The sequence below is a fragment of the Oceanicaulis sp. UBA2681 genome (genome assembly GCF_002354675.1).
GTDB classification, from domain to species: domain Bacteria; phylum Pseudomonadota; class Alphaproteobacteria; order Caulobacterales; family Maricaulaceae; genus Oceanicaulis; species Oceanicaulis alexandrii.
Genome location: NZ_DEMB01000007.1, coordinates 73,505 through 89,487 on the forward strand (window position 1 = coordinate 73,505; position 15,983 = coordinate 89,487).

14 protein-coding genes are annotated in these 15,983 nt (G+C 61.2%); 9 read left to right on the forward strand and 5 right to left on the reverse strand.

Annotation, left to right across the window (positions count from 1 at the left end; all coding sequences use genetic code 11):
- The first annotated feature begins 8 nt into the window (after nucleotides 1-8).
- The 3 genes from B3M53_RS04875 to B3M53_RS04885 are packed head-to-tail and all read left to right on the forward strand — an operon-like array spanning nucleotide 9 to nucleotide 2,291.
- Entirely contained in the window at nucleotides 9-374 is a 366-nt protein-coding gene (locus B3M53_RS04875; protein WP_022701403.1) for a response regulator, read from the forward strand.
- Nucleotides 375-387: 13 nt separating this feature from the next.
- Entirely contained in the window at nucleotides 388-1,464 is a 1,077-nt protein-coding gene (locus B3M53_RS04880) for a protein-glutamate methylesterase/protein-glutamine glutaminase (RefSeq protein ID WP_233346023.1), read from the forward strand.
- Nucleotides 1,461-2,291 (forward strand): CheR family methyltransferase, encoded by an 831-nt coding sequence (locus B3M53_RS04885; RefSeq protein ID WP_022701405.1) that lies wholly within the window; start codon nucleotides 1,461-1,463, stop codon nucleotides 2,289-2,291. The genes B3M53_RS04880 and B3M53_RS04885 overlap by 4 nt, the downstream gene beginning before the upstream one ends.
- Before the next feature lie 6 nt (nucleotides 2,292-2,297).
- On the opposite strand, the gene B3M53_RS04890 is transcribed toward B3M53_RS04885, so the two are convergent.
- The 3 genes from B3M53_RS04890 to fliI form a co-directional block, all read right to left on the reverse strand.
- A complete protein-coding gene (locus tag B3M53_RS04890) occupies nucleotides 2,298-2,948 on the reverse strand; it encodes a hypothetical protein (protein ID WP_273020385.1) in 651 nt (216 codons plus the stop codon).
- A 140-nt stretch (nucleotides 2,949-3,088) separates the two neighbouring features.
- The gene (gene fliJ / locus B3M53_RS04895; RefSeq protein WP_022701407.1) at nucleotides 3,089-3,508 is read right to left on the reverse strand and encodes a flagellar export protein FliJ; all 420 of its coding nucleotides are present in this window, start codon (nucleotides 3,506-3,508) and stop codon (nucleotides 3,089-3,091) included.
- Nucleotides 3,509-3,517: 9 nt separating this feature from the next.
- Complete coding sequence (gene fliI, locus B3M53_RS04900) at nucleotides 3,518-4,828, reverse strand: flagellar protein export ATPase FliI (protein ID WP_022701408.1); 1,311 nt, start codon at nucleotides 4,826-4,828, stop codon at nucleotides 3,518-3,520.
- 352 nt (nucleotides 4,829-5,180) lie between these two features.
- Between fliI and B3M53_RS04905 the strand changes: the two genes are divergently transcribed.
- The 5 genes from B3M53_RS04905 (at nucleotide 5,181) to B3M53_RS04925 (ending at nucleotide 12,296) form a co-directional block, all read left to right on the forward strand.
- Complete coding sequence (locus B3M53_RS04905; RefSeq protein ID WP_273020386.1) at nucleotides 5,181-6,626, forward strand: KamA family radical SAM protein; 1,446 nt, start codon at nucleotides 5,181-5,183, stop codon at nucleotides 6,624-6,626.
- A 277-nt stretch (nucleotides 6,627-6,903) separates the two neighbouring features.
- Nucleotides 6,904-7,605 carry a response regulator transcription factor CtrA gene (ctrA, locus tag B3M53_RS04910; protein WP_022701410.1) on the forward strand — a complete coding sequence of 234 codons (702 nt, stop codon included), beginning with the start codon at nucleotides 6,904-6,906 and terminating at the stop codon, nucleotides 7,603-7,605.
- A gap of 71 nt (nucleotides 7,606-7,676) precedes the next feature.
- A complete protein-coding gene (locus tag B3M53_RS04915) occupies nucleotides 7,677-8,333 on the forward strand; it encodes a dienelactone hydrolase family protein (RefSeq protein ID WP_273020387.1) in 657 nt (218 codons plus the stop codon).
- 29 nt (nucleotides 8,334-8,362) lie between these two features.
- Nucleotides 8,363-9,322, forward strand: coding sequence for a zinc transporter ZntB (locus B3M53_RS04920; protein ID WP_273020388.1), 960 nt, complete (start codon nucleotides 8,363-8,365; stop codon nucleotides 9,320-9,322).
- A gap of 325 nt (nucleotides 9,323-9,647) precedes the next feature.
- The gene (locus B3M53_RS04925; RefSeq protein WP_022701413.1) at nucleotides 9,648-12,296 is read left to right on the forward strand and encodes a TonB-dependent receptor; all 2,649 of its coding nucleotides are present in this window, start codon (nucleotides 9,648-9,650) and stop codon (nucleotides 12,294-12,296) included.
- A gap of 87 nt (nucleotides 12,297-12,383) precedes the next feature.
- Here the strand turns inward: B3M53_RS04925 and B3M53_RS04930 are convergent, their stop codons facing one another.
- Both B3M53_RS04930 and B3M53_RS04935 read right to left on the reverse strand, forming a co-directional pair.
- A complete protein-coding gene (locus B3M53_RS04930; protein WP_273020389.1) occupies nucleotides 12,384-13,511 on the reverse strand; it encodes a PQQ-dependent sugar dehydrogenase in 1,128 nt (375 codons plus the stop codon).
- 76 nt (nucleotides 13,512-13,587) lie between these two features.
- On the reverse strand, nucleotides 13,588-14,718 hold the full coding sequence (locus tag B3M53_RS04935; RefSeq protein WP_273020390.1) for a GNAT family N-acetyltransferase: 1,131 nt from the start codon (nucleotides 14,716-14,718) through the stop codon (nucleotides 13,588-13,590).
- 102 nt (nucleotides 14,719-14,820) lie between these two features.
- Here B3M53_RS04935 and rmuC point away from each other — a divergent pair.
- Nucleotides 14,821-15,983 (forward strand): DNA recombination protein RmuC (rmuC, locus tag B3M53_RS04940; RefSeq protein WP_286799702.1); only part of this gene is annotated, 1,163 nt, incomplete at its 3' end.

Genomic DNA, 15,983 nt, shown 5'->3' on the forward strand with positions numbered 1-15,983 from the left:
GCATGGGTATGAAGACCTGCCTTGTAGTGGATGACAGCCGGGTGATCCGGAAAGTGGCGCGCAAGATCGTCGAAGATCTCGGCTTCACTTGTGAAGAGGCGGCTGACGGCCAGCAGGCTCTGGATTTCTGCAAGAAAACCATGCCGGACGCTGTGCTGCTCGACTGGAACATGCCTGTGATGAACGGGCTCGATTTCCTGATCAAACTGCGCGAAGAGCCCAATGGGAAAAAACCGGTCGTGGTGTTCTGCACGACTGAAAACGATATGGCCCATATCACCCAGGCGCTGCGCGCGGGCGCTGATGAATACGTCATGAAGCCGTTTGACGGCGACATCATCGAATCCAAATTTGCAGAGACCGGCCTGGTCTAGAACGGATGCTTTCGTGAGCGTTTCTCCTTCTCCAGCCGGCCGGAGCGGTTTGCCCAGCGTCCTGATCATTGATGATAGCGCCGTCGTGCGCGGTCTGGTCTCGCGCTGGATCGAAGCCGACTCCAGATTGCAAGTGGCGGCGACCTGCGCGGACGGTGAAGTGGGCGTGCGCAAAGCTGCAGAGCTGCAGCCCGATATTGTGGTGCTCGACATCGAGATGCCGCGTATGGACGGGCTGACTGCGCTGCCGCAAATTCTCAAGGCGTGCCCCAAGGCCAAGGTCGTGATGGCGTCGACGCTGACCCTGAAGGGCGGCGAAATCACCATGCGCGCCCTCTCTCTGGGGGCGGCTGACTATGCGCCCAAGCCTGAAGCCGGCCGCGTGGCCGGGGCGGAAGCCTATCGCAAGGAATTGCTCGACAAGCTGGTCGCGCTCAGCCCGCGGTCTGCGGGCGTCGCGCCGCGTCCGGCGGCTGTGCGTCCGGCGACGCCGCGCCCTGTTGCGCCTGCCCGAAAGCCCAGCCTGATTGCGATCGGGTCGTCTACAGGCGGCCCACAGGCGCTGCGCGAAGTCATCGCCGCATTGCCGCGGGATATCAAAGTTCCCATCGTCATCACTCAGCACATGCCCAAGCTGTTCACCGCGATTTTGGCCGAACATCTGAGCAAGCTTGGAATGCCAGCGGCCGAAGCCAAGGAAGGCGAACCGCTGCGTCCGGGGCGCATCTATCTCGCGCCGGGTGATTTCCACATGACCCTGCGGTCCGCCAATGGGGTGATCAGCACCCATATCGACCAATCCCCGCCCGTGAATTTCTGCCGTCCCGCCGTGGATCCGTTGTTCAACAGCTGCGCCAAGGTTGCAGGCAACGGCGTGCTCGCCGTCGTGCTGACCGGAATGGGGCATGATGGACGCGACGGCGCTCGCACGATCCGTGAAGCCGGCGGCCAGGTGATCGCGCAGGACCAGGCGTCCAGCGTGGTCTGGGGCATGCCGGGCGCGGTGGCCGAAGCGGGACTCGCAGATCAGATCTTAAGCCTGAAAGACATTGGCCCGGAGCTGTCCCGGCGCCTGAAAGGACCGCTATGAGCGCTCTTCCTTCCAACAAGTTTGACTTTCTTTGTCAGGATGTTCGCAAGCGTTCCGGCCTGGTTCTGGGGCAGGAAAAAGCCTATCTGGTCGATAGTCGGCTGGGCCCGCTTGCGCGGAAGGAAGGCTTTGCGTCTGTCGAGGCGTTGATTGACGCCATGATGCGCGGCGACACCCGGATTTGCGTTGCGGCGAGTGAAGCGCTGGCCACCCATGAAACGTTTTTCTTCCGCGACAAGACGCCTTTCGACCTGTTTGAAAACGTCATCGCGCCGGCGCTGAAGTCAGCACGGATGGGACGGTCCCTGAAAATCTGGTGCGCCGCAGCCTCCTCCGGCCAGGAGCCGTATTCTCTGGGCATGCTTCTGGACGAGATTCCCGGCCTGAACGCAGACATTCTGGCGACCGATATGAGCGCGCCGGTTCTGGAGAAGGCCAAGGCGGGGATCTATACCCAGTTTGAAGTGCAACGTGGTTTGCCGATCCAGCGGTTGGTGAAGAACTTTGATCAGGTGGGCGATTCCTGGCGGATCAAACCGCAATTGCGACAGAAAGTGCGTTTTGAGCAGGCCAACCTGCTTGACGATTTTTCGCGATTTGGTCGCATGGACGTGATTTTCTGCCGCAATGTGCTGATCTATTTCGATATCCAGACCAAGGCGAAAATCCTGGATCGTCTGGCGTCGCTGCTGGCCGATGACGGTTTCTTGCTGCTCGGCGCCGCTGAGACGGTGGTGGGTTTGACGGACAATCTGCGTCCGATCAGCGGCCATCGCGGCCTTTACGCCAAGCCGGCGATGGCGGCGAAGCTGACCAACGCCGCCTGATCGGGGCTACCAGCGCGCGTGCAGGCCGACGCCGAGGAAGTGCTCTTCTTCCTCCCAGTCTTCACGCCCAAGATGAAACTCACGCTTTTCGCGTACATAGCCGAAACTCGCATGGGCGCGGTCTGACAATTTGACGGCGACGCCCAGATGGGTGTCGCCGATCACCGTTTCAGATGAGAACGGCGCCAGCGTGTATTCGCGCAAGCCTTCAGGTGAGACAGCATAGCTTTCCCGACCCGCGCCGCCGACAATCCACCAGTTCGGCTCGGCTGCGCCGGTATCGGGTGAAACACGCACCTGGATGCCCAGAGCGGTCGCAGACCAGCCATCCCCGGATTCAGAATGGGCCCGCGGCGAGACGGCGAAGCCTTCCATGGAGGCTTCGGGCGTTCTAGTTTCGGAGCGGGGGGTGAATGTCTGCGCTCTGCTGGTCGGCGCCATGATCGCGTTGGCGACCCGGCGTGAGGCGTCAGATATGCGTAAGTCGCGATAAAAGTCAGGGTTTTGAAGTGAGGCAGGGTTGAGCCGCGGCGTGGGCAGAGAGCGGCCCGTCAGTTCGGGGCTGAGATCGTGGATAGGCGCCTCGGGCGCGGCGCCTGGAGCAAAAGCCGCAAAAAGCCCGCCGCCGCCAATGATGGCGGCCAGACTTAATTCCAATATGCGCCGCCCCGTCATAGACCTGCCCAAGTCATTCATCCCCGGAGGAATTAATACCTTGGTAACAAATGAGGGCAAGCTAAAACTCTCCTGACACGCGTCAGGCGATGTTCGGAAATCAGGTGTGGCGCGAGAGAGCCTTACTGCGCTCGCTGTCGCATCTGGCTTGCGATCTCGTCCATCTCGGCTTGCTCGGCGGCCTTGAGCGCATCCTGAATGCGCAGCAAACGTCGTTCTTCGAGCAATTCGTATTTCTTGAGATCGGCGAAGGCCGCTTCCAGGCGTCCGCGCAATTCATCCGCCTGGGCGTCCACTTCACCCAAAGACGTGCGCAGCTTGTCCTTGCGCTGAATCACCGAGCGGGCATAGCTGCCATAGGCCAGATAGCCGTCACGGTTTTCATCTGCGATCGCCTGCTCTTCAGGAACGCTTTCCTCAAGCCGGTCGATCTGGTCGTTGATCGAGGCGCGTGCCCGTTCGATCTCGGCCATTTGCTTTTGCAGTTCTTCCACTTTGAACCGGGCCAGCCGGATCAGCGGTGCGTGAGAACGTGTCGCCATGTCTTATCCCTATCCATCACCCAATATCCCGGCCAGGCTTGCGAAACTCTCATCAATGGACGAGGTCTCGTCTTTGCCCTGACCCAGGAATGCTTCGAGCGGTTCATTGACCGCAATCGCCCGGTCCACCTCCGGGTTTGATCCGCTGGAATAGGCTCCCAGTCGGATCAGCTCCTCCATATCCGCATAGGCGGCGAGGAGTTTTCGAGCTTCACGCGCGAGCGGCGCCTCTTCGGGCGCATAGACTTCGGGCGCGGAGCGAGAAATTGATTTCAGAACGTCGATCGCGGGATAGCGTCCGCGCTCGGCGATGGTCCGGCTCATCACGATATGGCCGTCCAGAATACCGCGGACGGCGTCCGCGATGGGTTCGTTATGGTCGTCGCCGTCCACCAGCACGGTGAACAGGCCCGTAATCGTGCCGGTTCCGTTGGGGCCGGGGCCAGCGCGCTCCAAAAGCGCGGGCAGTTCGGCGAAGACAGACGGCGTGTAGCCGCGCGTCGTCGGCGGCTCTCCGGCGGCCAGGCCGATCTCGCGCTGCGCCAGGGCGAAGCGTGTGACTGAATCCATCAGGCACAAAACATTCAGGCCCTGATCACGGAAATATTCCGCCGCCGCCATGGTCGTGTAACACGCCCGGCGACGCGCCAGCGCTGGCGCATCAGAGGTTTCGGTGATGACGACGGAACGCGCGCGGCCTTCCGGGCCCAGCACGTCCTCGACAAATTCGCGCGCTTCGCGGCCCCGTTCGCCGATCAGGCCAATAACGATGACATCCGCTTCACTGCCCCGCGCCAGCATCGACAAGAGCACGGATTTACCCACGCCCGAGCCGGCGAAGACGCCTAGGCGCTGGCCGAGCCGCATCGGGGTGAACACATTCATGGCGCGCACGCCCAGATCCAGGCGTTCGCCCAGGCGCTGGCGTGTATGGGCGCTGGGCGGACGGCCTTTCAGCGCATACTCAACATCGCCCTCAGGCAGGAAACCTAGCCCGTCTTGCGGGCGGCAGAAGCTGTCCATCACCCGGCCAAGCCACGCCTTGTGCGGACGAATGGCGGCGCCGCGGGGATCCAGTGTCGCAATGGCGCCGGGGCGCACGCCCGTCAGATCATCATAGGCCATCATCAACGCGGTCTCGCCCCGGAAGCCGACAACTTCGAAACTGGCTTTCACCGGACCATCAAGATGTGCGCGTGCGCCCAGGGTCAGCGCCATCGCCGGCCCCTCCGCCTCGACCAACAGGCCGTTGACCGCTGATACGCGGCCTTTGAACGTTCGGGTCTCCAGATTGGAGATCCGGTCGATCAGGCTATCCACCGCACTTCTCGCGTTTGCTTGCGGGCGTTTTGCCCGACTTGAACCCATACTTAACCCAAACGCGGTTTCAGCCGCGTAAACGTCGCTGCGCAAACGGCATGAATCGCTGTGGCAAGATTCTACCGTAGGACTGTTTTCTTTTGAGTGCGAATGACTATGTTCCCCTTGGCTTTAGGGGCCGCCGTGACGCGCTGACGCGACCACGCGCCTGATTGCGAGCCGATACGCCGCTGATCGAGGCTTTCAAGAAAAGCTCTGACGCGCGTGCGAGAGACCGCCGTTCGGCGTCTTTCACTAGTTCACATCGCTGGCGCAGACGCCGCCGCCGAGTATTCGACGACGAGGAAGCCACATGTCGCTCAACGCCAAGACTGTGCGCATCGCAGGATCGCGCCCGAAGAAAAAAGCCGTTTCGCGTCAAAACAAAGACAATCTTTATGCGCGCATCGACGAAAGCAAGTTCAATCGCTACGTCGTCCACGATCTGCCGCGCTATCGTAAATATCTCAGCGAGGGCGGCGCCGCGATTTACTCCTCTGACGAACTGGACGCGCTGGAAGAGGCAGGAGTGTCTGATCGCCTGCCGCCGCGCGCGACGGGCTATTATCTCGATCTCGCGAAGCGCTCGGACGCCGTCAAGAATCTGATCAAGGCTCGCCCCGAGGAGATGGATGATCTGTCGGGCGAGGCGGATCCGTCCAACCAGCTCAAATACAGCCCCATTCCCGGCCTGCTGCATAAATACGAGCTGTGCCTGGTTTATGTGGTGCGCACCTGCTCAAGCTGGTGCCGGTATTGCTACCGGTCCGATTTCCTGACCGGCAAGACCGGCAAGGACACCGCTTCGATCCACGAGGTGAAGGACTATATCGAAACCCACAACGCCAAGGTCGAACGCGGCGAGATCACCGATAAACCCAAAGTGCGCGAAGTGCTGCTTTCGGGCGGCGATCCTATGGTTTTGTCCAACCGCAACCTCTTTGACTATCTGAACGGCCTGGCCGAAGCCGGGGTTGAGGTGATCCGCATCGGCACCAAGGAGATGGCGTTCTTCCCCGAGCGCTTTGACGACAACTTCTTTGAGATGCTGGACCTGTTCCATGAAGTGCATCCCAATGTGCTGGTCGCCTTCATGGTTCATTTCACCCACGCGGATGAATTCCTGCGCCTCAACGATGCGGGCGAGTATGTGCGCAATGAGCGTGGCGGTTATCTGCGCAACCCGCTGGTGGAGCGGGCGGCGACCCGGCTCAAATCACGGCCCTTCGTGACGCTTGAGAACCAGACGCCGATCATTGACGGGGTCAATGACGATGCGGACGCTTTGCGCCTGATGCAGCGCGAATTGAAGCGCATGGGCGTCAACAACCATTATTTTTTCCAGTGCCGCGAGATCGAGGGCTTTCGCGCCTTCGCCGTGCCGGTGGAGAAAGCCTGGAAGCTCCACGCTGAAAGCCAGCACGGCCTGTCAGGGATCGAGCGCTCGCGCTTCGCCCTGTCCACCGAGGCGGGCAAGATGGAGATGGTCTCCGTCATTGACGGGGATGAGCGCTTGCGCGCGCTGGGCGGCGAATTGGGAGAGGCCCTGGCGGACGGGCTGGTGATCTTCCGTCTCCACAGGACTCCGTACTCGGATCGCCAGAGCGACATCGTCATTGCGCGGCGTAATCCGGACGCGTTGTGGATCAGCGGATACGAGGATCGCATCCTCTATGACGGCCGCGTTCATGACGCCGGAGACAAGTGGAGTCCGCTACTGGCGGCGCTCGCTCCGGCGCTCTTGCAGGCGGCGGAATAACGCCTGAACTTTTCCGAGTTTTCCACGATTTTCAAAAGCGCCTGCGGGGTCCTCGCAGGCGCTTTTTTACGATTCGTGAGTTTTTTCAGAAAAAACCAAGCTCATGATTAAAATAGGATTTATTACGAGACTCGTGGCGCAGGACTCGATTCCATCCGATGAGTCAAACAGTCGTTAACTTCCCATAAGGGTTTCTCGCCTCTGATAGCGAACAAGGTTAACGGTTGTGACGTCGTACGAAGGCGGTGATTCGTGCGTCGGACATGGGAGGGAACCGATGCGGGTTCTGCTGATCGAAGATGATCGCGCGACAGCGCAAGGTATCGAGCTGATGTTGAAGTCCGAGGGCTTCAACACGTATGTGACGGACCTTGGCGAAGAGGGTGTCGATCTCGGCAAACTCTACGACTATGACATCATTCTTCTGGATTTGAATCTTCCGGACATGCCCGGTTTTGACGTGCTCAAAACCCTGCGCGTGGCCAAGGTGGATACGCCGATCCTGATCCTGTCCGGCAATGCCGACATCGACAACAAGGTGCGCGGCCTCGGCTCGGGCGCTGACGACTACATGACCAAGCCTTTCCACAAGGAAGAGCTGATCGCGCGCATCCACGCTGTGGTGCGCCGTTCCAAAGGTCACTCCCAGTCGATCATCAAGACGGGCGACATCGCCGTGAACCTCGACGCCAAGACCGTCGAAGTGAACAGCCAGCGCGTGCATCTGACCGGCAAGGAATACCAGATGCTGGAGCTGCTCTCCCTGCGCAAGGGCACGACCCTGACCAAGGAAATGTTCCTCAACCATCTTTATGGCGGCATGGACGAGCCGGAGCTGAAGATCATCGACGTCTTCATCTGCAAACTCCGCAAGAAACTCGCTTCGGCCACCAATGGCGATCACCATATCGAAACGGTGTGGGGCCGCGGATATGTGCTCCGCGATCCGGCTGACGAGATCAGCGCCGCCAGCGCCTAGGCGATCAACATGTCTGACTGAAAAACCCCGGGCCCTGGCTCGGGGTTTTTCGTATTCGGCAGGAGGGTATCATGCACGCTCGCTTTCAAAGTCTGATCTCTGAGGATGACTTTGAGCATTCCGCCTGGCGCGCCGAGCCGAACGGCGCGGTGAAAGGCGGCGTCGTGGTCTTGCAGGAGATTTTCGGCCTGACCGGCCACATCACCCAGATCTGCGAAAGGTTGGCCGAGGCGGGATATCTGGCGATCGCACCGGATTTGTTTGCGCGAACCGGCGTCTCGCGCCCGATCTCATATGACGATGCGGAAGCTGGCTTGGCGGCTGTGGAGAAGACCGATCAGGCCCTGCTGGACCTGGACATAGCCGCTGCATTTAATGCGCTGGAGGGACAGCCTGCCGCGGTCATCGGATTTTGCTGGGGCGGGGGGCAGGGTTGGCGTGCGGCGTGCCGGAATCCTGCCCGGGCGGCGGCGTTGTTTTATCCCACACGCATGGCGGACCATCTGGATGGCGCGCCGCAGGGTCAGGTTCAGGTTCATCTGGCGCACAATGACCGGCATACGCCTGATGAGGTGACACGAGCCATGCTTGCGGTGAAGCCCGAGCTGTCGCTTTATCGCTATGAGGCTGCTCACGGTTTCATGTGCAGCCAGCGTACCCAGCATAACGCTCTGGCGGCGAACGCCGCCTGGGCGAGGATGCTGTCCTTGTTTGATGCGGCGCTCTAGGCGCCTCGTCCTCGTCGTCAGGATGTCTCATGGCTGCTCCCAAACCCATTCACGCGTATGATGTCTCCGAGGCTGGCGCCGCCAAGGCGGTCACCGACCTGGACACGAGCCCGCCAGCTGGCGGCTATCGCTGGGTGCATCTGGACCTGAGCGACCCGAACGCCTTTGCTTGGATCTCCGAACAGGCTGATCCGGTGGTGGCGGATGCGCTGATGCGCGCCGATGCACGCCCGCGCATGGCTGAACATGCGGACGGGCTGATCCTGATCATGCGCGGGGTCAATCTGAACCCCAATTCCGATCCTGAGGACATGGTGTCGCTTCGGCTGTGGGTGACGGACCGGCTGGTGATCACAACACGTCTGCGCCGTCTGATGGCGGTGTCTGAGATGGCCGAGCAGATGGCCCGGGGTTCAGCTCCCGCGACGCCAGCCGATCTTGTATGTGCGCTGTCTCAAGGATTAACGGCGCGGATGGAGCCGGTGCTGGAGGCGCTGGTCGATGAGATCGACGATCTTGAAGAGCGCAGCGTGGACAGGGCGTCACGGCTGCGCGGCGAGCTGGCGGAGATCCGCCGCACCACAATCACGCTCAGGCGCTATCTGGCGCCGCAACGCGATATTCTGGCGCGCCTGTCGCTGGAGGATGCGGGCCCGCTTCACCATCCCCGTGTGCGGGTCACTTTGCGTGAAACCGCGGACAGACTGGCCCGTCTGGTGGAGGAGCTCGACATGATCCGAGAGCGCAGCTCCATCCTCAATGATCAGATGCTGGATGCGCGTGCTGAAGAGATGAACGCCGCCATGTTGCTCTTGAGCGTCGTCGCGGCGGTGTTCCTGCCGCTGGGCTTTCTGACCGGGCTACTCGGGATCAATGTGGGCGGCCTTCCCGGCGCGCACTGGCCCTATGCCTTCGCCCTGGTCTGCGCGTCGTGTCTGGGCCTGGCGGGCGGTCTGGTCTGGTGGTTCCGCCGCAAGGGCTGGCTCTAGCTTTCTACGCAGTCCTGTCGGGAGGGATAAGCGGCGTTTGCTGGCGTGAGTGTGTCGAGTAGAGACCCGGACCAGTTCGCAACGGGAGGCGCCGGATCGTGCAGTGCGAAGCGCTGTTTCTCTCTGTATTTTCAATCGACACTGAGATTAAGCATAGTGTGTTTGCTGCACCTGCTGCTGAGGCATCAATGGCGCACCGAGGCCAAATTTGAGCAATAATAAGGCTCCCTGCTTGCTAACGTAATGATGATATTACTATCCTGCGTTTGCTATCGCCAAAACAAAGTGTGCAGCACCAAAGCTGCCGGGCGACGGGGAGGACACTATGAAGCACTCGATCAGGTCGGTCGCGCTTGGCGCGACCGCTCTCGCCGCCGGATTGACCGGCATCGCTCAAGCTCAGCAACCTGATGTCATTACAGTGACCGCTCAGAAGCGTGAACAGACCTTGCAGGAAGTGCCGATCGCGGTGTCCGTCGTGCAGGCTGAAACCATCCAGAACGCACAGATCATCGACGCGATCGATCTTCAGTCTGTCGTCCCGTCCTTGCGGGTGAGCCAGCTGGAGCGCAGCTCGAACGCCACTTTCATTATTCGCGGACAGGGCAACGGCGCCAACAATCCGGGCATCGAGCCGTCCGTGGCTGTGTATATCGACGGTGTTTTCCGCCCGCGTGCAGGCTCTGTTCTATCTGACCTGATGGGCATCGAGCGCGTCGAGGTCCTGCGCGGGCCGCAATCGACCCTGTTTGGCAAGAACGCCACCGCTGGCGTTGTCAGCATCATCACCGAGCAGCCTGCATTTGAATGGGGCGGTCAGGGCGAGGTGACGTTCGGCAATTACGGCCAGTCCATACTCAAGGGCTCCGTGACCGGGCCTCTGTCTGAGAATGTTGCGTTCTCGCTGTCCGGCAGCATGAACCAGCGCGACGGTTATTATGACAATGTCGGCACGGGCGGCGATTACAATGATCGCGATCGCTGGGCGGTTCGCGGCCAGTTGTTGATGCTGCCGACCGATAATCTCGAACTGCGTCTGATCGTGGATTACGATGAAATTGACGAGCAGTGCTGCGGGACGGACCGGATCACCGACGGAGCGGCCGGTCCGGCGATCCGGGGGCTCTTGGGCGGCCAGACCTCTGCTGGCCCGGATTTCGAGTATCAGATCGCGACGAATGTGGCGAACCAGAACCAGATTGAAAACTCGGGCATTTCCTTGCAGGCGGACTGGGAGCTCAGCGACAGCCTGACCTTCAGCTCCATCACCGCTTTCCGTCAGTATGAAGACTTTGTCGACTATGAAGGCGACTTCACCGATCTTGATATTCTGGGCACCAATATCCGCGGGCTTGATGTGGATACCTTCACCCAGGAATTCCGTCTGACCGGGGATTGGAACAATCGCGCCTTCTTCTTGCTGGGCGCGTTCTATTCCGATGAAAGCATGAATGTCGAGGACGCCCGCATCTATGGCGCCGACGCGCGCGCCTATGTGGACATTCTCACCGGCGGCGCTCTGGCGGCGTTTGAAACCCCGCTCGGCTTTGCGCCGGGCACCTTCTATGCAGAAGGCGGCGGCACGCGGTTCACGGCGGAGCAGTCGGACAAACAGTTCCAGATTTTCGGCCAGGTGGATTTCAATCTGACCGAGCGTCTGGTTCTGACTGCGGGTCTCGCTTACTTCGAAACCAACAAGGAAGTTGATTTCACCAATGTGATCCGCACGAACCCGTTCTCGGACCTGAACTTCGTTCAATTGGGTCTGGGCAGCTTCCTGCAGAGCGTGGGCGTCAATCCCAATGACCCCACGCAAGTGGGCGCATTTGCGGCCGCTCAACCCGGCGTATTCGGTGCATTTGTCAATGCCTCGACCACGTTCAACTCTACCGCTCTGGGCAATGGCGGCGTGTTGGTGAACGGTGTGGTGGTGGATCCGCTGACCGGTCTGCCTCTGGCCAACCCGCTTCTGGACTTCTTCCAGCTCGGCCTGCAGCCGCTGGGCGCGCTGACCCCTTTCCCCAACTCGGTCGAGTCGGGTGAAACCAGCGATAATGACGTGCCCTACACCTTCCGCCTGGCGTATGACGCGACGGACCGGACGAACGTGTACGTCTCCTATGCGCGTGGCTTCAAAGCCTCGTCGTGGAATCTGACGCCGGATACGCGGCCCGACACCGACGACATCGCCGCCTTGCGCGCTGCTGGCGAACTGGCGGCTGACAATGCGCTGGGTCTTCCGACCGTGGTGAATACGGCGGAAGCGCTTGGGGTTGCGGGCAACCAACGCTTCGCCCGTCCTGAAATCACGACCACTTTGGAAGTCGGTTTCAAGACGCGCTTCTCCTGGGGCTCCCTGGATGTGGCGCTCTTTGATCAGACCATTGAAGACTTCCAGTCTTCGGTCTTCCAGGGCGCCGGGTTTGCTGTCATCAACGCGGGTGAGCAGTCCAGCCAGGGTCTGGAATTTGACAGCACCATTAATCCGCCGGCCATCCCCGGACTGACCCTGACCCTGTCGGGCATCTGGATGAACGCTGAATATGACAATTATCCAGGCGCGCCTGTGGTGACGGGCAGTCAGGTTGATCTGGCGGATGGAGTCGCTGACGGTCGTGGCGACCTCTCCGGCCAGTCTGTGGCGGGAATTCCGGAGTTCGCGGGATCCTTCGGCTTCACCTATATGCGTCCGTTTTCAGGTGGCGAGGCGTTTGTCCGCGCTGATTACCAGTACGAGTCAGAAGTCAGACTGCTGGAGAACCTGCCTGACACCATCACGCGTCAGGTCGGCACGTTGAATGCGGCGGTCGGCGTGAATCTGGATAACGGTCTGGAAGCGCTCCTCTGGGCCCGCAACCTCAATGAAGACGAGTACTACACCTCAGGTTTCCCGACGACGCTTCAGTCCGGCTCCTTCTCGGGCTACCCGAACCAGCCTCGGACCTATGGCGTGACGCTGCGCAAGCAGTTCTAGACCAAGGCCTGACCCGACGAAAAAGCCCCGCCGGTCAAACCGGCGGGGCTTTCTTTTGTTGGTACCCCCCTGAAGGCAGGCGAGGGGCTAGTCCGCCTCGGCCGGAACCAGACGCAGGACCGAGCCTTCAAAATCATCGGTCAGCACGTACAGCGCGCCATCCGGGCCGGTGCGCACATCGCGGAAGCGCTGGCCCATATCCGCCAGCAAAGGCTCGACGCTGATGACGCGGTCTCCGTCAATTTCAAGGCGCTCGACCTTGCTGCCCGCCAGAGCGGACACGAAGAGATCACCCTGCCAGTGCTCGAACGCGTCGCCGGTGTAAAAATCCATGCCGGACGGCGCGATGGACGGATTCCAGTACCAGATCGGTTGGGTCAGTCCGTCACGTTCGCGGTCTTCAGTGATGATGGTGCCGTCGTAATTGATCCCGTAGGTGATCTCCGGCCAGCCATAATTGTCGCCTGCGGCCAGGATGTTGATCTCGTCGCCGCCGCGCGCGCCATGCTCGAGCTCCCAGACCGAGCCGGTGGCGGGATTGCGGGAGATGCCCTGGGCGTTGCGGTGTCCGAAGCTGTAGACGCCCGGCGCGCCGTTCTCGATCTCTGGATTATCGTTTGGAATCGAGCCGTCAAGATTGAGGCGGACCACCGCGCCCAGATGGTTTTCCGGGTTCTGGGCTTCGTCCTGATAATTGCCGCCATCACCCAGGGTCAGAAACAGCGTGCCGTCGGGATTGAACAGGATGCGGCCGCCAAAGTGAAAGCCGCGCGCTTTTTCAAAATTGACGTGGAAGATGTCTTCGACGTTTTCCAGCGTGGTCAGGTCTGAGCTGAGCTGAGCGCGGGCGAGGGCGGTGTTGTTCGCCTCCGCGGTCCCTTCAGCATAGCTGAAATAGATCGTGCGGCTGGTGGCGAAATCAGGCGCCAGCGCCACGTCCAGCAGGCCGCCCTGGCGTTCGACCAGCAGATCATCGGGCAGGCCGCTCACCGGGGCTTCGCGCAGGCCATTCTCATCAATGACCCGCAACCGGCCTTCGCGCTCGGTCACCAGGTATGCGCCGTCCGGCAGGAAAGCGATGGACCAGGGATATTCCAGCCCGCCCGCGACGGTTTCCACGATGAAGTCGGCTTGTTCGCTTTCAATGACATCCTGCGCATGGCTGGCGGACGACAGAGCCAGCACGCTCAGGCTGGCGGCGGCGAAACGGATCATGGCGTTCTCCCCTAATTGACTTGAGGGGAAGATAGGCGATCAGACGCCAAATGAAACATGCAATCGGCTTGAAGCGTCAGGCTGTCAGCCGCAGGGGCGCTTTGAGGAAGGCTTCGCCCATGCGTTTGACGCGGCGGGTCAGCACAGGCTCTGCGGCCGCCGTATGCGCCCAGCGACGACGCAGCTTCAGCGGCGCTTTCGAGAGCGGACCGGGCAGGATTTTACAGGCCGCTTCCGCACTGTCCCAGGCGAGAAGGCCCGCCATGGCGGCGCTGGGTTTCATGGCGCGACCGCCCTGCAGCACGGTCTCATAATCGGTGTAGGCGTCTTTATAGGCGTACTCGCCGCCGCCCAGATCAATGCGGTTTATGCGCATATTGGGCGCGGCCTCGATAATGCCCTGCAACAGAAGATGGCCAGGGGAGACGGCGCTGAACGCCGGGTCATAGGCCGGCATCCACGAATGATAGATATCGCCGGCGACAATCCCCATTTCCACCGCGGCCAGCTGATCGCCCAGATAGAGCGACGCGACCAGGCCCCGGAACGGACCAAAACTGCGCGACGCGCAATTGCGGATCACGCCGTCCACCCATTGAATATCAAACAGGTCCAGCAACCCCGTCTGCCGGTATTGAGCGCTCTTCCAGGCGCGCAGGGTTTCAAAGCGGTCGCCCAGCGGGTCGCCGAAAACGATGCGGATCGGGCCGAACTCGCGCTCGGCCTTGCGCTGGCGCTGGCGCAGTTTCTTGAAATGCTTGTGCTGGGTCTGCTCTTTGCGCGCCATCCAGGCGTCAACGCCTTCGCTGAGATCAATGATCGAGGAGCGGGTTTCAGTCCGCACCTTGCCTAGCGCCTCGCCTTGCCAATTGTCATACACCAGAACGTCTGCGCCCATGGCGGACAGAAGGGCTTTCTCCTCGACCTTGAAGCCGGGGATGGCGGCGAAGCCTTGATAGTCTGACAGCGGCGCGCCGACGGGGCGCGCAATGCCGCCCATGGGCGCATGATAGGCGAAGTAACCGATCGGGGCGCTGTTCTCTTCAGCGATGATGACGTGCACGTCATGGCGCTGGGCGTCCACCTCTTGGGCGAAATCGGGCAGGAGATAGGGGCTGGTCAGTCGGCCGCCCGGGTGAGCGAGTTCGCGCCACCGATCGAGATCGCGGCTCCCGAGTGCTGATAAAGGCGTATCAAACAGACGCACATTCACCCCCTGAAGTCTTCTTTCAGGTGAAAATGCAAGGCGCGCGCCGAACGGGACTCATGTATGGTCCTGTTTCGTTCCGCTCTGACGCCGAGGTGCACCATGGATCCCGTTTCAATCGCCCTGATCGCCCTGGGCGGCGCCTGTCTCGTTTTGGGAGGCGTGGGCGCGCTGATCCTGCGCAAGGCCTGGGGTGAGGCGGATGGCTTGCGCGCCCAGTTGAGCGACGGCCAGAGGGCTTTGTCTGAGGCCCAGCTTGAGTTGCGCGAAGCGCAGACCGAGGCGCGCCGTGTCAATGAGCTGAAAGCGGAGCTCGCCAGCGAACGCGCCATGCGCGACGCGGCCGAGCAGGCGTTGGCCGAGGCGCGGACACGGGCGTCCCGCGTTGAAGGGCTGGAAGAGCAGCTTGAAGAGACGCGGCAGGCGGAAAAGCGAGCGTCGTCTGAATTGCAGGCGCTGAAGGAACGTCTGGAAGAGCGCGAAGCGGCGGTGAAAGCCGAGCGCGAGCGCCTGACGGCGCTGAGCCAGGAGATGCAGGACCGGTTCAAGACGCTGGCGGACGAAGCGCTGGACGCTTCGTCGAAAAAGCTGCTCGAACAGGCGCAGCAGAACTTCAAGACCCAGCATGAGCAGGCCCAGGGCGGTGTGAAATCCCTGGTCGATCCGATCCGCGAACGCCTCGATCTGTTCCGTCAGCAAGTGGACAAGATGGAGCAGGAGCGCGCCCGCAATTCCGGCGCGATCGCCGAGCAGATCACCAAGTTGTCTCAGGGGCTCAACGACCAGCACAAGGAAACCTCCAAGCTGGTGAACGCCTTGCAGCGCAAATCCACGACGCGCGGGCAATGGGGCGAGCGCACGGTGGAGAATATTCTCGAGCTGGCGGGGCTGACCAAGAACATTGATTACGACGCCCAGCATCAGACCCGCGACAGCGAAGGCGCGGCGTTGCGGCCGGACTTCGTCATCAAGCTGCCGGGCGGGGGCCGGTTTGTGGTCGATTCAAAGGTGGCGCTGACCGCCTATCTCGATGCTGTGGAAGCCGAGGATGAAGCCACCCGCCGCGACGCCCTGCGCCGCCATGCCGCTCAGGTGAAGACCCACGTCAAACAGCTCGCCAAGAAGGAATACGCCGCCAGCGTGGACGGCGCGATCGACTTTGTGGCGCTGTTCATCCCCGGCGAGAGCTTTTATTCCGCCGCCATCGAGGAAGATCCGGGCCTGTTTGACGACGCCATCAAGGCCAATGTGATCATCACCACGCC

Coding starts and splice junctions, on each gene's coding strand:
- B3M53_RS04885 (WP_022701405.1), top strand. CDS start 1,461: ATGAGCGCTCTTCCTTCCAACAAGTTTGACTTTCTTTGTCAGGATGTT.
- B3M53_RS04915 (WP_273020387.1), top strand. CDS start 7,677: ATGCACGCTCGCTTTCAAAGTCTGATCTCTGAGGATGACTTTGAGCAT.
- B3M53_RS04925 (WP_022701413.1), top strand. CDS start 9,648: ATGAAGCACTCGATCAGGTCGGTCGCGCTTGGCGCGACCGCTCTCGCC.
- ctrA (WP_022701410.1), top strand. CDS start 6,904: ATGCGGGTTCTGCTGATCGAAGATGATCGCGCGACAGCGCAAGGTATC.
- B3M53_RS04875 (WP_022701403.1), top strand. CDS start 9: ATGAAGACCTGCCTTGTAGTGGATGACAGCCGGGTGATCCGGAAAGTG.
- B3M53_RS04905 (WP_273020386.1), top strand. CDS start 5,181: ATGTCGCTCAACGCCAAGACTGTGCGCATCGCAGGATCGCGCCCGAAG.
- B3M53_RS04920 (WP_273020388.1), top strand. CDS start 8,363: ATGGCTGCTCCCAAACCCATTCACGCGTATGATGTCTCCGAGGCTGGC.
- fliJ (WP_022701407.1), bottom strand. CDS start 3,508: ATGGCGACACGTTCTCACGCACCGCTGATCCGGCTGGCCCGGTTCAAA.
- B3M53_RS04930 (WP_273020389.1), bottom strand. CDS start 13,511: ATGATCCGTTTCGCCGCCGCCAGCCTGAGCGTGCTGGCTCTGTCGTCC.